Below are 15,112 nucleotides of genomic sequence, written 5' to 3' on the forward strand. Positions count from 1 at the left end.
GAATGGCGCGCATACGATCGATCACATCCGCTCGTCTTTGATGGCTTGGACGACTTCGGCGATCCGCGCGTTGATCAATTCGGTCAGTCGCCGGACGTCCGCAGCGAGCACTGTCGGCGGGCTGCCCGGCACGATCGCGTAACGCCCGTCGTCGACGAGATCGCGCCAGGCCAGGTGCGCCCGGGTGATACCGCGCGGACCGAACCGCGAATGCCCTTGCTCCACCACGATGGTGCCCACCGTGGCGGCGGGCGCGCGATCGAAGGACTCGCTGCGGCCGGCCGTGCGGTCTTCGACGTCGTTCACCAGGGAGCGGCCATAGGAGTAGTCCAGCCCGTCGCCGCCCGGCTCGATGAGATCGAAGGCGGACCCGCGCCCGGCGTCGACCTTCGGCAATGCCTCGGCCACGCTGTGGCCGAGCGACAGAACGTCGTGTTCGGCGACCGTGAATCCCTCGGTTCGGCGTTCCGTTCCCGGCTTCTGGGTCACCAGGAACGCGCGGTCGCCCTTGCGGCCGGCGAGCATACGGATGGCGCCCTTCGGGTTCCGCGCGTCCCGGCCGTCGATCCCGCGGATCACCAGCCGGATGTCGGGAACCGTGAGCACGTCCATCAACTCCTCCAGCGCCCGGCCCCAGCGGGCCTGGATCCGCTGCCACGCTTCGGCTTTCTGCCTGCGCGCGTCGTCGTAATAGGTCGTGCCGCTGAGGTAGAAGAACGGATCCGGCAGGCTCTCCTTCGCCGCGTGCCATGCCGCGGCGAATTCGAGACCGGAGAACTCCCACGTGTCGTTCATTGCTCGACAACGGGTTTCGCTACCACGGGCGCGTCGCCGAGCGCCTCTTCCAGATGCTCGGTGGAATCCAGGTAGTCGGCGCGCTTGTGCTCCTTCTGCTGGCCGCCCTGGGCGGCGCCGGGACCGCCCATCGGCATGCCGGGGCCGCCCATCATGCCCTGGCCCGCCGCCAGACCCGCGCGCCCGGTGGCCGCCGCGGCGACCGCGTTCGTCGCCCGCGGGAACAACTTCGACGCCTTCTCCAGGTTCTGGTTGGCCGCCGACTTCGGTGCGCCGGGACCTCCCGCCGAACCACCGGGGCCGCCCGCACCCTTCGCCAGGGCCGACTCGAGTTTCTTCGTCGCGTCGGACAGATTCGGCATGCCCGGCAGGCCCGCCAGCGCGGCCTGCTGCGCGGCCTGTTGCGCCGCTTGCTGCGCGGCGCCGGCGGCCTGCTGCCCGATCTGCTGCGCCTGTTGCGCGATCTGCTGGGCGGCCTGCTGCGCCTGTTGCGCCAGCTGCTGGGCGGCCTGCTGGGCGGCTTGCTGCGCGGCCTGCTGTTGCTGTTGTTGTTGCTGTTGCTGCTGTTCGGCGGCGCGGCGCTGAGCGTCCAATTGCGCTTGGCGCTGCGCGTCTTCCAGTGCCTTCTGCTGCTGTTCGGCCTGCCGTTGCGCGTTCTGCATCGACGCCAGTTGGGCGGCGCTTGTCCCCGGCCCCGGTGCGGTGCCCGGCCCTGGACCGCCCGGCCCTGGCCCCGGTCCCGGCACTTGGCCGGTGGTCGGGGGGATCGGATCCGGCAGTACCGCGATGACCTTGTCGGTCTCCTCTACGCCGGGGACATAGGCCGCCTGCATCGCCCTGACGTAGTTCCGGACCGCGGCCTCTTCCTTCCGCTGCCGGTACGCGTCGTCGGTCTCACCCGAGGTTCGTGTGGGCGGATAGTCGTCACCTTGCTGGAGCAGCACTCCGGTGGTGTACAGCCATTCCGACACGTATTCGAGGCTGTCGCCGATCAGTTTCATATTCGTATTCAGCTGATCGGTGCCGGTGCCATAGGCGGTGATCGCTTGGCGTGCTCGGTCCGCACCGCCATTGTTGTTCGGACTCGTCCAGCTCGACCTACTGGTCGTCATCTGGTTGGTGAGGATGTCGAACGTTTCCTTGAGTTCTCCGGCCAGCCACCGCCAATCCGACGCGGCTTGCGCGACCTTGATCGGCATGGTCGGACTGCCCCCGGTGATCGACGAAATGATCGTCTGATATTGGGAATACGTGAAGTTCTCCGGGTCGTCCGCACGCACGCCCCGCGGTTCGAATTTCACATCGCCCGGATCGGCCAGGCTCGTCGGCAATCCGTGGTTCTCCTCGGGCTTTCGGTTCCCGACCTCATTCCAATCCGGATGCGCGTAGGTGTTTCCGCTGCCGTCGCCCGCGGTCGTCAAACCGGCGGGATCCCAGCGCTTCGAGAGGTTTTCGGTGATTCCCTTGTGTTCGCCCACCCGGCGCTCCAGCGCGGCGAAATCGACCCTGTTGTCTTCCTCGGTGCCTCGGTAGTGCCTGGCCGCCGCGAAAAAGGTGTCGGTCAGATCGTCGAGGATGGTGATGTGGTCGTCCAGAATGCTGCCGAGTTCTTTTCCCTTTTCCGAGAATCGGGAGGCCAGCGCCTGGGCCGATAGCAGCACATCGGCGAACGGCGGCAGCGAATCGACCTTGGATAGTTCCTTTTTCACCGACGCGACGCGGACGCGAACTCCGTTCGCCGCGTTGATCAGAGCTTCGAGCGCTCCCGGCCGCAGCTCCAAGGTGCCGTTCTGCGCCTCGCGGGACAGGCCGCTCCATGGATTCGTCTCAGACATGCCGCGCTCCCTCCGTCTCGACGATTCGGAAGCCCCGCCCACCTGTTGTCATCGCTGGGAAGCGCACTGGATGAGCGCCGACGGCCCCGGGAGATACGATGCCGAAGTCCGATCCCGGAGACAGAGACTCCGACCCGCACAACTGAATACCTCCCCGACGTGGGCGTCCACGGTGTGCGCGCCACGGCGCGGTGTCCCGTTCGCCCCCGCGTACGGGATCACTCTCCTGCGCCCGGCAACTCATACGCTGACGACCCTCCTCATCGCTGGCGTGCCGTGAACGGCTGTGCGCCACACGTCAATATGGCAGCCGGTTCTTACGGCACACCAAATATTGTCTTACGACGCACCAACGATTCTATGGTGAGTCGGTTCGCCGACGCACGTACAGACCCGAATTCTGGTGGGCCCCTCCGCGCCGCTCACCGCCCCGGACCAGCCGGTTTGCGACGCGGCGCAGATGAGACACGAAGATCAGGACGCGCCGACCGGACCGTGCCGGCCCTGGAACCGCCGCTCGAACTCCGCGCGGTAGACCGATGGCGCCACCGAGGACGAAGACCGTTCCAGCACACCGTCATCGGCGATGTAGTAGATCGCCCGGCCGATCGCGATCTCACCCGGCTCGACCGGTACGTACACCATCCAGCCCACGCTGATCCGATCGGCGCGCAGGTCCTCCAGCGAATAGCTCGCGAGATCGGCTCCGCTGTCCCGGATGAACCGCTCGACCCGGGCGAGCGCGTCCTCTCGCGACATCGGCCCCGGCACCGTCATGGTCACCCCGGCCATGGTCAGCTGGAAGAAAGCGCCGTCCACGTCGAATCGTTCGTCGTCGTCGAAGACACCGGCGAGGGTCTCCCGCGTGACCACACCGGCCTCCGCGGCGGACACCAGCGCGCCGACGGCCGCGCGCCGACGCGCGTTCGCGTCGTCGCCGAGCAGGCTGCCGACGATGTCCACGACCGTCTCCGAGCTCCACACACCCGGCATCGCCTCGGCGAACCGGGCGGGTCCCGGTGACGCACCGCGGTACCAGCGGCCGTTCTCCCACCAGTAGCAGAACGACAGCAGACCGCTGGTGCAGCGGTGGTTCAACACTTGTCCCGCCACCCATTCCGGCGCGCCCGCGTACAGATCGGGCAACTGGAGCCCGTCGTTGTAGGCCGCCGCCAGTTCCGGGGCATTCCACACCCCACCGGACAGCACGGCCCGCCCTCCGGGCAGCGCGTACAGCGAACAACCGCTGCGCTTGGCGCCTTCGAACCAGCTCACGGAAGGCAGCAGCCTTGGGCCCCAAGGTGATTCGGCCGCGACGAACGCCGCGGCGAGCACGGCCCACCGGGCGGCCATGATGGGGAACGGAGGCAGCTCGTCCTCGGACGGCACGGCCCGCACGCCCGCCTCCCGATCCGCCCGCGCCTGCGCCGCCGCCACCTGCGGCGGTCGCGACTGACGGTCACCGTGACCGACGTAGGCGCCGAGCCAGACCGGCAGCGAATCCCGGGGAAACGCCGCGAGATCAGCGAGATAGACCTCCGGCGGGAACAACTGCTCGTCCGGAAACGGCTCGTCGCCGTAGTCGTAGTCGACCTCCATCCGGCCGTCGCTGGTCAGCGTGAAGAGCAAACGCCACCAGGGCCCGTCCTCGAGCCCGGCCGCCAGCTCCCGATGCTCGCGAACCAGCGCCACGATCCCGGGTTCGGGAGTCACCCGCGCGGCGCGCTCTCGATCGTCGGAGTAGACGGCCAGCGCGACCTCCGCGGCCACCGTCAGCGCGAACACCGCGTCGACCCGCCGCCAGCCCTGCGGACCGCCCGCGGCCAGCTCCCGGGCGACCTGGTGCATGAGCGCCTTGGCCCGTTCGGCGACATCTTCGACCGGCGCCGCCTCGGACAGAGTGAAGCCGACATCGGGCTCCTCCGTGGCGACCTCGTGGTCCTCCGTGGACTGGTGGGCTACCGCTTCGGCCGATGCCTCGACCGCGGACGGCGACAGGTGCGGCTCGGCAGCGCCGTGTTCTGGAGCAGCACCGAGCTCGTCGCCGGTCGCCTGGCCGCCTGGTCTGGTCACGTCGCGGAAATCCCCTCATCCACCGCATCGGAGCCGGCGTACACGCCGCGATGCCTGCTCTGCTCGTCGTTCATCCTCATACAGCGCCGGTCCGCGCGGTGCTCGTCACGGCTCCTGCCGCAGGCCCAGTAGCGGCAGGTCGAGCTTGCGATTCCCCGAACGCTCGTTCCACCCCGTATAGGCCAGGGCAGTGGGGGCGTCGATGCCGAACCCGTCGCGCAACCCGGTGACGACCATGTCCGCCAGGCGGCGGTATTCGGTCGTGGGACTCGGCCACGGCAGCTCGGTCCACCAGTTGTTGTGGCTCGTGTCGCGTTCGCGCCAACCCGATTCGGCGATCAACGCGCGTCCCGCAGCGCCCGCGCGCAAGGCGGGGTCGAGCCATTCGTCATCGACCAATTCGGCCTCGAGCGCGTCATCGAGCTGGAGGAACTGGGCGTATCGCCGCCGCGGTCCGGTATCGGACTCGACCAGCTTCACGATGGAACCGGCGCGCAGCGTGGCGAGTTCCACGGCCAGACCGGCGGCGAAATCTCCCCACCCGGTCAACTCTGCTCCTGCTGCTCCAGCTCGACGGCCTGATCGTGCAGTTCGAGCCAGGAATTGGCGGTCGAGGACAGCTGAACCGAGCGGCCCAGGTCCGCCACCACCAGTGTCGTTTCCGGCCCCGCCCAGCGGACCTCCGCCGTGGCGCCAGGAACCCGGGTGGTCGGTTCGCCCAGTGCGCGGGTCAGCGCCGCGACCATCGCCACGAACGCGTCCCTCGATCGTGCCCTTCCATCCGCGTCGTCCGGGGCGAAATCGGTGACGCGCAGCTTGATGTCGACGATCAGGCCGGCACGTCCGTGAATCTTTCCGCTGGCCATCCCGAATCCGGCGTCCAGCATCGCCCGGTCCGGATGGACGGTCAGCACTTTCCAGCCGAACGCCTCGGCCAGCCGCGGCACCGCGTCCATCGGCTGGGAGCCGTCGAGCGACCGCAGGCCGGTGGCCAGGTCGACGATCTCGCCGGCGGTCAGCGCGCGCCATTCGCTCATGGGCCCACCTTAGGTCGTGACATCGGTGCTCACCGGGCCGACCGCCGACGATTGATCTCCTCGATCTTGCGGGCCAGCGCCTCCTTGCGCTCGCGAGCGTTGGAGCCGTCGAGCTGGCCCGCGAACGCCGAGCGGGCCGCGTCGACCAGCGCGTCCGGCACGTCGGGATAGGCGCGGGCGATCGCCCACAGCGCGTCCTCGGTCTTCATGTCGAGGCCCGTCTCCGTGCGGATGCCGCCGCCGGTCAGCACGGAGCGGAGCATCTCGTCGAAGTTCTCTCGCAGTTCGTCATCGGTCGGATGGTCGATCCGCATCACTACTCCTCACGTCGATGGTTACCTTGTCGCATCGCCGTCCGGTCATCCGGCGAAGATCTCGGCGCGGCGCACCGGGTCGTCGACCACGGCTCGGACCAGCGCGCCGATGTCCATCTCCTCCGGCACCGAGCGATAGGTCAGCTCGCAGAAGACGGCACCGCCGACGGCCACCGCGAACCGGGTGGTGCGCCATCCCACCGTGCCCCATTCGACGCCGACGGGCCCGTCGAGCTCGACCGTGCGGTCACCGACACGAAGGACGAGTCTGCCGTCGTGTCGATAGAACACCACCGAGACTCCACCGAGCTCACCGTAGACGCCGTCGTGCGCGGCCGCCTCGGACGGGTTGGCGCGCAGCGCGCCGGTGATCGGGTCGAACTCCGCGGGTACACCGAAGCCTGCGAACGGGCGGACGAAGATACCGCGTTCCGGGTCCTGGCCGCGGCGCCCGTTCCCCTGCGGCCCGCGGCCGTTGGTCCGTGCGCCACCGTTCACCGCTGGCGTCATCGGCATGCCGGGCGGCATCGGGGGCATGGGCATACCCGGCGGGACCGTGCCGTCGGGCCGGCCGGGGTCGTTCGTGTTGCCAGGCCAGGTCGGTGACGTGGGTGGATACGGTGCGGACGGTCCCGCGTATGGCGGTGCGGACGGTCCGGGGGTCGGCATAGTCGGGTATGCGGGTCGGGCCGACGGGTATGGGGGCAGTGTTCCCGGTGGCGTCGACGGGTACGGAGGCGTCGGCTGGCCGGGTGTCGGCCCGCCGGGCGGGAAGGGAGGCGTCGACGGGTACGGAGGTTGCGTGGGCGGAACCGTAGGTGTGGGCGGCTCCGGGGGTGTGGGCGGAACCGGCGGCTCCGGGGGTATGGGCGGCTCTGTGGGTATGGGCGGAACCGGCGGCGTGGGCGGGACCGGCGGCGCGGGTGGTGTCGGCGGCGCGGGAGGAACCGGCGGTGGCGTCGGCGGAACCGGCGGTGACGGCGGGAGCGGCGGCGTCGGCGGAACCGGCGGAGTCGGCGGGAGCGGCGGAACCGGCGGTGGCGTCGGCGGAACCGGCGGTGGCGGCGGAACCGGCGGGAGCGGCGGAACCGGCGGCGTCGGCGGAACCGGCGGCGTCGGCGGAACCGGCGGAACCGGCGGCGTGGGCGGAACCGGCGGAGTCGGCGGGAGCGGCGGAACCGGCGGTGTCGGCGGCGTGGGCGGAACCGGCGGTGTCGGCGGAACCGGCGGCGTGGGTGGCTGGGGTGGGTTCGGCGGCTTCGGGGGTTCCGGTTGCGGCATAGGGACGGGCCACCGCTCCACTTCGTTCAGGAACGGCCCCGGCATTTCGAACTCGTAGTCCCTCGGCGGATGCGGAATGTGCGAGCGCAGCGCCCAGTTCGGTGGCATCCGGCGGTAACGCACCGGCCCCGGGCCCGACGGACCCGCGGGCGGCTCCGAATCACCGTCGCGGTTCGAGCGAGCACCGCCCGACGACTCGTCAGCACCGTCGCGATGAACGCGAGTTCCGCTCTCCGGCGAATCCTCGCCACCGTCACGCTTCCGGCGCGACGTCTCCCCATTCGTCTCCCCGCCACTGCGGGCAACCCGAGAACCGGACGCACCCTCCTGGGGGGAACGATGCGCGGAGCGCTCCGAATGATGCTGGCGCACAGCGTCTTCGGCCCGCGCGAGCTCGTCCTCGGCATCGATCACACGCCGAGCCGCATCCTCGAGCCGCGCAACCCGCTCCTGCCACGGGCCCTGCTCGTCCACCCGCATCGTGCGCCCACGCAGACCATCCAGCGCGTCATCCAGCGCATCCCGCGTCAGATCCTCGTCATTCACCGGTAGTCCACGACGAGCATCCGTGAGATCGGCCTGCGCATCAGCCAACTCCCGCTCCGCCGCAGCACGCTGCGCGGACAGACGCGCCCGCTCCGCTTCCGCCTCGGCACGAGCGGACTCTTCCGCTGCCCGCGAAACCGATTCTTCCGGTCCGTCGGGCGAGAGCGGCTCGATGGCTCCAGCGGCCTGCTCGAGGGCGTCGTCCGAACGGGCCAGTTCCGCATCGGCGTCGAAGATACGGCGTGCCGCGCGCTCCAACGCTCCGACCCGCTCCTGCCACGGGCCCTGCTCCTCGACCCGCAACGTGCGCCCACGCAGGTTGTCGAGCGCATCGTCCAACGCATCGCGCGTCAGATCCTCGTCACTCACCGGAAGACCGCGGCGGGCATCCGAAAGATCGGCCTGCGCGTCCGCCAACTCCCGAACCGCCGCGGCGCGCTGCGCGGACAGGCGTTCCACATCGGCGCGGGCGGCGCGTTGAACGAGATCGGAGAGGGCGGCGATGTCGTCGGCGCGCCCGACGACCTCGGCGCGCAGCTCGGCCTGCACTTCGGCGAGCTGACCGGGGGTCAGTCGCTCGTTCTGGTCGAGCTTGCCGTCGCGATAGACCTCGTAGACCTCGGCCCACCGTTCCGGGTCCGCGTCGGTCAGGTCCACGCCGACCAGGCGCGCGAAGTCCCGCCCGGCACCGCGATCGGGGCCGGGCGCGGCGCTGGTGTCGCCGTCCAGCATGCCGAGCCGGCCGGGAGCCTCGGTGAGGTGGACGACGTCGCCGATGACCGCCAGCAGGTGGCGAACGGCTTTGTCGTGCACCGGGAACTCGACATCGGACACGCGGGGATCGAGCGCTCGGTCACCGTGGGCGCGCCGGTCGAACACATCGACCGCGGCGAGCGCGTCGGCGTAGTCGGTGAGCGCGTCGACCAGGTCGGGGTGCAGGTTCGGCCGATGTGACTGGTTGGCGATCACCTCGCCCAGCTGCCCGAGACCGGTGATCCGCACTGTTCCCGGCAAGGCGTCGAGACGCCGGACCAGCCGGTCGTTGGCCGCATCGATCGCGGCCGGGTCGATGCCGCGCAACAGCTTCGCGTATTTGACCAGCGCCTCGGCCCGTTGCTGCCGCAAGGCGTTGCGGATATCCGGGTCCGCCATCGCCTCGGCCAGGCGCCGCGGTGTCATGTCCGCGGCGTCCAGGCCGAGCCGGTGGGCCAGCACATGCCGCGCGTCGCCGACCTCGTGATAGGTGTCGATGTCCCAGGCGGTGCGCGCGTAGTCGATGATCGCCTCGATCTGTCCCGCGCGAATGGCGTTCTCGTCGCGCAGCACCGCGAGCCGCTCGGCGAGCAGTTCCGGGGAAGCCAGCTCCGCTTCGGTGATGTCGAGGCGCTGCGCGAGTTCACTGATGGCGTCGCCGATCTCCCGTCGCGACAACGGTTCCGGCGCCTCGTCCGCGACAGGAAGCGTGTCGGAGTTCACGACAGCGTCCGGCACGACACGCCAGCCGTCGCCGTCGTTCACCACGGTGACGTCGAGGCTGCGTCCCTCGACCTCGCCGGTGAAGTGACGCACCTGCGTCGCCCCGCCGTCGGCGATCGCGATCCGGTCCGGACGCACGTCGGTGACCAGGTAGCGGACCTCGACGATGCCCTCGTTGACGGCCTCGGCGAGCCTCGGGTGCGCCGCGAGCGCGTCGGCGAGGACGCGGTCGTGGCCGAGCGTGCCGTCCACGACCACCAACCGCATCGGCCCGCCGGGCTCGCCGGGGACCAGACCGAGACCGGTGCCGTCTTCCAGCATCGCGCCGCCCCGCGCGAGTACCCAGTCCCGCCCGGCCATGTCGCCGATCAGGCCCGTGAGTTCGTCGCCCGCGGCATCGGCCCGCAGGAACTCGTCGGCGTCGGTGCGGAAGGCGGTCATGCCGCGCGCGTGCTCGCGGATCCGGTCCATCTCGTCGACGAGCGCGTTCGCGAGCTGATGCGCGTCGAGCGCGTGCAGATCGGTGCCGAGCAGCTGCGCCCACACGGAACGCTCGTCCTTGATCTGGTCGCGGCGCAGCGCATTCTCGAAGAAGGAGCGCAGGCCCTGGTCCTGGCCCGGCTGGTCGGTGTCGTAGAGGTCGCCCCACTCGCGGCTCGGCTCACCGCCGTTGTTGACGCCCTGCCAGTCCAACAGGGTGGGGTTGCCGCCGAAGGCGCGCACTACCTCACCGAGGAAACGGTTCATCGGGTTGGCGTCGAAGAAGCCGACCTCGTCGCTGTACGGGATCCGCTCGTGCTCGGCGTTGTACCGGCGGGACGCCTCGGCGAGGCCGGTGAGCGCGCCGATCCGGCGGATCTGCTGATACCGCAGCAGATCGACGACCCGACGGACGTTCTCGGAGGTCGGTTCACCGAGGTCGACGCCCAGCGCAGCGGCCGCGGCCACCAGGGCGTCGGCCAGTTCCTGCCGCCGGACCGTCGCCTCGGACAACTCGTGCAGCCAGTCGGCGAGTTCACCGGTGCTCGCGGGCAGCTCCTCGCCCGACCGCAGGGCCGGTTCCGGTGTGGCGTCGGGCGTCTCGCCGTCGGTCGGCTCCGGCTTGGCGATCGCGCGGGCGGCGTCCTCGGCCTGTCGCTTCAGCTCCTCGAGTTCCACCCCGAGTTCCCGGCGCACCAGCTCCGGATCGGCCTCCTCCAGCCAGTACCGGTACTCCTCGCCGTCGCGGGCGACCGGTGTGCCGTACTCGGCCGCCGAGTCGGCGACCCGGGAGGTCAGGCGCTTCAGGAACGGGACGAGTTCCCGCTTGCGCCACATGGTGACGGCTTCTTTGAGGATGCGGACCGGACTGAACTTGGTCTGCATCACCTCGTATTCGTCGCCGGGCGCGGGAGTCGGGTCGTAGTGCTTGGTGAGCGGCAGGCCCGCTTCGTGCGCGATCAGCGATTGGCCCGCGCTATCGATGCCGGAGCCGGACGGGTACTTCGGGCTCTCGCCGAGGTATCCCGCCGTCAGTGCCTCCCACAGGCGACGCAGCCGCGACTTCGGCCGCTCCGGTTGCCGCGATGCGGGCACGTCGGTATCCGCCGGTTCGGGTGCGTCGAGACGTTCGGGCGTCTCCACCCGCCAGCCGCCGTTCTCGTCGGCGACCAGCCGCGCTGGCACGCGCTCACCATCGACCTCGAGGGTGTACCGGCGGGTCTCCCCAGGCTGGGGCTCGGCGCCGGTCTGGCCGCGGGCCGCTTGGACGGCGTCGGCGAGGTCTGCGATGGCTTGCGCGTCGCGGCGCACCGCGGCACGGGCCTGCTCCACCGTCCCGGCCGGATCGCGATCGAGATCGGCCGGATCGATGCGGAGCCGCCGTGCCCAGGCGTCGCGGGTCTCGCGCACCTGCGCGCGCAAGTCCGGATGACGCGTGCCGCGCGCCCGCTCGGTCGCTGCCGCGAGCGCCTCGACCATGCCCGCCTGCAACAGGTTTCGGTAGCGCAGGTCGGCGATGGTGGCGCCGAGATGCTCCGGGGACAGATCGTCCTCGTCGAGGGTGAATCGGCGTGCGAGCCGGTCGCGAGTCCGGTCGATCGGTTCAGGACGCGGAGCGCGGGACGACTCGTGCGCATCCCCGGCACGCTCTCGGTTCGCATCATTCGAGTGCGGCTCGGCTGCCCGAGTGGCCTGTGCGCGGGCATCGTCCAGCCGAGCGACTTCCGCTTCGGCATCGAAGACACGGCGGGCGGCGCGCTCCAACTCCGTGACACGGTCCTGCCACGGACCTTGTTCGTCCAACCGCAGCGTGCGTCCGCGCAGTCCGTCGAGCGCGTCGTCCAACGCACCCGGCGTCAGGTCCGCGTCGTCGACCGGCAACCCACGGCGGGCCGCCACGAGATCGACCTGCGCATCGGCCAATTCGCGGACCGCCGCGTCCCGCTGCGCGGACAGACGCTCGGCAACGACACGCGGCAACTCCACACCGTGAGTCGCGTCGCGTGCATCCGATTGCTGTGTCCGTTCATTGGTGGTCGCGGCGTGCTCGAGGGCGCGTTCCGACCGAGCGAGTTCCGCCTCGGCGTCGAAGACGCGCCGGGCGGCGCGCTCCAACTCCGTGACGCGGTCCTGCCACGGTCCCTGATCGTCGACACGCGATGTGCGCCCACGCAAGGCTTCTAGCGCATCGTCCAACGCAGCCGGGGTGAGATCCTCGTCGTTCACCGGCAAGCCACGGCGAGCATCGGCGAGATCGGCCCGTGCGTCGGCCAGCTCCCGCGCCGCCGCATCCCGCTGCGCGGTCAGACGCTCGGTGTCGGCCTCTGGACGAATTTCGGCCGCGGGATCGGCTTCGCGTGCTGCGTCTTCGGCCCGCGCGAGCCCGTCCTCGGCATCGAACACACGCCGAGCCGCATCCTCGAGTCGCGTAACCCGGTCCTGCCATGGTTGCTGCTCATCCACACGCAACGTGCGGCCGCGCATGCCGTCGAGCGCGTCATCCAATGCGTCCCGTGTCAGATCCTCGTCATCGACCGGAAGACCACGCCGCGCATCCGCGAGACCGGCGCGCGCGTCGGCCAATTCGCGGACCGCCGCGTCCCGTTGCGCGGCCAGGCGTTCCGAGTCGGCGACCGTGCGGCCTGGGTCGGCAGGTGGCAGGGCATCCGGGCTCGTGGCAGCCGCGGGCAGTCGCGGTGGTCGCGGTTGCTCGATCGGCAGGCCCGCGCGGCGCAAGTCGTCCTGTACGTCGCGCAGGCCGTCGTCGGGCGCCTCGGCCAGCCAGAACTGCTCGTCTCCGTAGCGTTCCGCGCTGGTGAGCGGCTCGAAATCGTCCGGGTAGCGCATGCGCGGGCCGTCGGCTTCGTCGAGGAAGCCTCGCGCCCTGGCGATTTCGGCGAGTTCGGCCAGAGCGGCCAGCGGATCGCGCAGCGCGGCGATTCTCTCGTCGAGACCCAATGCCTCGGCGAGCAGGCGAACGTGCTCGGCCTCGGCATCGGTGAGCGGGTCGGCATCGCGCTGATCGGTCCAATCGCGCTGTTCGCGAAGGAATTCGAGCACGTCGTGAACGGGATTGCCGGTGCGACGAGCACCATCCGGACGGCCATCGGCCGGTGGCTCGGCATTCGTGGGCGGCGGCCCGGATGGCGGCTCGCCATCCGCACCTGCGGCCTCCGCACGCGGTTCGGCGGTGTCAGGCAGCCCAGCGACCGGGCCATCCTGGTCGGCGCCGGCACGCACCGGTTCTTCGGCCTCGACCTCACGTGTAACCGGCTCTGCGCCTGGGTCTTCCGATGGCGATCCGGTGTCGGCAGCCCGAGCCGCTTGTGCACGAGCGTATTCGGCCCGCGCCAATTCGTCCTCGGCGTCGAACACGCGCCGCGCGGCACGCTCCAACTCCGCAATCCGCTCGTGCCACGGCCCCTGCTCGTCCACCCGCATCGTGCGGCCACGCAGGGCTTCGAGCGCATCGTCCAACGCATCCCGCGTCAGATCCTCGTCGTTCACCGGCAACTCACGGCGAGCATCCGCCAGGTCGGCCCGCGCGTCCGCCAACTCCCGCTCCGCCGCATCCCGCCGGGCGGTCGGGCGGCTCGGTTCGGCGTCGACACGTACCGATTCCCCGGCCACGGTGTCCGCTCCACGCGAAGCAGATTCTTCGCCGGGGTTGTCCGATATCGGACGGGCTACCTGGCCGTCCTCGTCGCGAGCGTCGTCCACCCGCGCGAACGCGTCCTCCGCGTCGAACACCCGCCGCGCCGCATCCTCGAGCCGTGCAACCCGCTCCTGCCAGGGGCCCTGCTCATCCACCCGCATCGTGCGGCCACGCAGGGCTTCGAGCGCATCGTCCAACGCATCCCGCGTCAGATCCTCGTCGTTCACCGGCAACCCACGGCGAGCATCCGCGAGGTCGGCCCGCGCATCCGCCAACTCCTGTGCCGCCGCATCACGCTCAGCCGACAGATGCTCGGCGTCAACACCCGTATGCCTTTCGCCGCCAGTCGCACCTAGGTCGTCGGCTCGTGTTTTCCCCGCGACAGGCTCTCTGTTTTCCCGAGCTTCTCCGGGTGAAGCCGGGTCGCCGACGCGCGCACTTCCCGCGACGGGTCTCCTGGGAGACCGGTCGCCGTCACCCGGAGCCGGATCGCCCACGCGCGTAGTTCCCGCCACTGGTTCCCCCGGCGCGGGCGGTGGCGTTGGCTCTGTGCCCGAGGGGAATCCGTCGAGCTCGCGTTCGAGTGCGTCGAGGCGGTCCATGGCGCGGCGGTGGATCTCGTCCAGTTCGTCCAGCAGGCGCGTGTGCAACTCGTCCAGCGCCTGGGCCTCCGGAGACGGGTGTACCGCGTCGTCCGGTCCGCCTGCGAGTCGGTCGAGCCGGGCGACGGCGGCGTCGAAGTGCTGATCGAGGTCCGCCGCGATCCCCTCGAGCTGGGCGAAGGTATCGCGAAGCAGCTCGTCGAATCGTTCGTCGGTGCGCCGGGCCGCGTCGTCGAACTCCGCGCGGATGCGCTCCAGCGCCGCCTCGGCCGAGTTCTCCGCGCCCGGGCGGGCCGTGGGCGCCGCGAGCGGCGGGACCTCGGCGGCGGCCGGGACGCCCTGGTCGGGCCGAGCGGAGAGCTCGTCGAACCGTGCGGCGATCTCGGCTTCGATGTCGGCCAGGCGGTCGAGAGCGCGCTGCTCGATCCGGTCCAGATCCGTACTCGCGCGGCGCAACAGGTCGTCGAGCTGCTGGTCGATTCGGCGGTGCAGCTCGTCGAGGTCGGCGAGCGCTCGGTGCGCATCGTCGCGCGCGGTGACGGATGGGGAGTGCGGCGCGGCGTTCCGCGGGTCGTCCGACGCACTTTGACCGGACTCATCCGGACGCACGGTGCGCGGCGACGCCGCATCCGGCTCGCTCCCGGGACGGTCGGTCGACGGCACGGCTAGCTCACCGTCACCCGAATCATCGGACTCGCCCAGACGCGTGGTGCGCGACGCCTCCGCCGCATCCGGTTCGCGCTCAGGACGGTCGGTCCGCGGCACACCCTGCCCACCGTCACCCGAATCATCGGACTCGCCCGGACGAGCGGTGCGTGGCGACGCCGCATCCGGTTCGTCCTCGGGACGATCGGTCCGCGGCACACCCTGCCCACCGTCACCCGAATCATCGGACTCGCCCGGACGAGCGGTGCGTGGCGACGCCGCATCCGGTTCGCGCTCAGGACGGTCGGTCCGCGGCACACCCTGCCCACCGTCACCCGAATCATCGGACTCGCCCGGACGAGCGGTGCGTGGC

General features: G+C 70.6%; 7 protein-coding genes. All 7 read right to left on the reverse strand.

The annotated features are described in order from the left end of the window. Positions 1-21: 21 nt before the first annotated feature. The 7 genes from ABZ824_RS20625 to ABZ824_RS20655 all read right to left on the reverse strand — a co-directional run bounded on the left by ABZ824_RS20625 (position 22) and on the right by ABZ824_RS20655 (position 14,958). Complete coding sequence (locus ABZ824_RS20625; RefSeq protein ID WP_355076166.1) at positions 22-795, reverse strand: ESX secretion-associated protein EspG; 774 nt, start codon at positions 793-795, stop codon at positions 22-24. Beyond that, positions 792-2,630 (reverse strand): hypothetical protein, encoded by a 1,839-nt coding sequence (locus tag ABZ824_RS20630; protein ID WP_356964773.1) that lies wholly within the window; start codon positions 2,628-2,630, stop codon positions 792-794. Before ABZ824_RS20630 ends, ABZ824_RS20625 begins: the two co-directional genes overlap by 4 nt. A gap of 474 nt (positions 2,631-3,104) precedes the next feature. Next, positions 3,105-4,703 (reverse strand): hypothetical protein, encoded by a 1,599-nt coding sequence (locus tag ABZ824_RS20635; protein WP_356964774.1) that lies wholly within the window; start codon positions 4,701-4,703, stop codon positions 3,105-3,107. Between the two features lie 105 nt (positions 4,704-4,808). Further along, positions 4,809-5,252, reverse strand: coding sequence for a hypothetical protein (locus ABZ824_RS20640; RefSeq protein WP_356964775.1), 444 nt, complete (start codon positions 5,250-5,252; stop codon positions 4,809-4,811). Continuing rightward, positions 5,249-5,740 carry a DUF6301 family protein gene (locus ABZ824_RS20645; protein WP_356964776.1) on the reverse strand — a complete coding sequence of 164 codons (492 nt, stop codon included), beginning with the start codon at positions 5,738-5,740 and terminating at the stop codon, positions 5,249-5,251. The genes ABZ824_RS20640 and ABZ824_RS20645 overlap by 4 nt, the downstream gene beginning before the upstream one ends. Before the next feature lie 29 nt (positions 5,741-5,769). Then, positions 5,770-6,054 (reverse strand): hypothetical protein, encoded by a 285-nt coding sequence (locus tag ABZ824_RS20650; RefSeq protein ID WP_039795825.1) that lies wholly within the window; start codon positions 6,052-6,054, stop codon positions 5,770-5,772. A 45-nt stretch (positions 6,055-6,099) separates the two neighbouring features. After that, a complete protein-coding gene (locus ABZ824_RS20655) occupies positions 6,100-14,958 on the reverse strand; it encodes a hypothetical protein (RefSeq protein WP_356964777.1) in 8,859 nt (2,952 codons plus the stop codon). Positions 14,959-15,112: the final 154 nt, after the last annotated feature.

Origin of the sequence: Nocardia sp. NPDC047038 (assembly GCF_040644075.1) — a bacterium.
In the GTDB taxonomy this organism is placed as follows: domain Bacteria; phylum Actinomycetota; class Actinomycetes; order Mycobacteriales; family Mycobacteriaceae; genus Nocardia; species Nocardia sichangensis.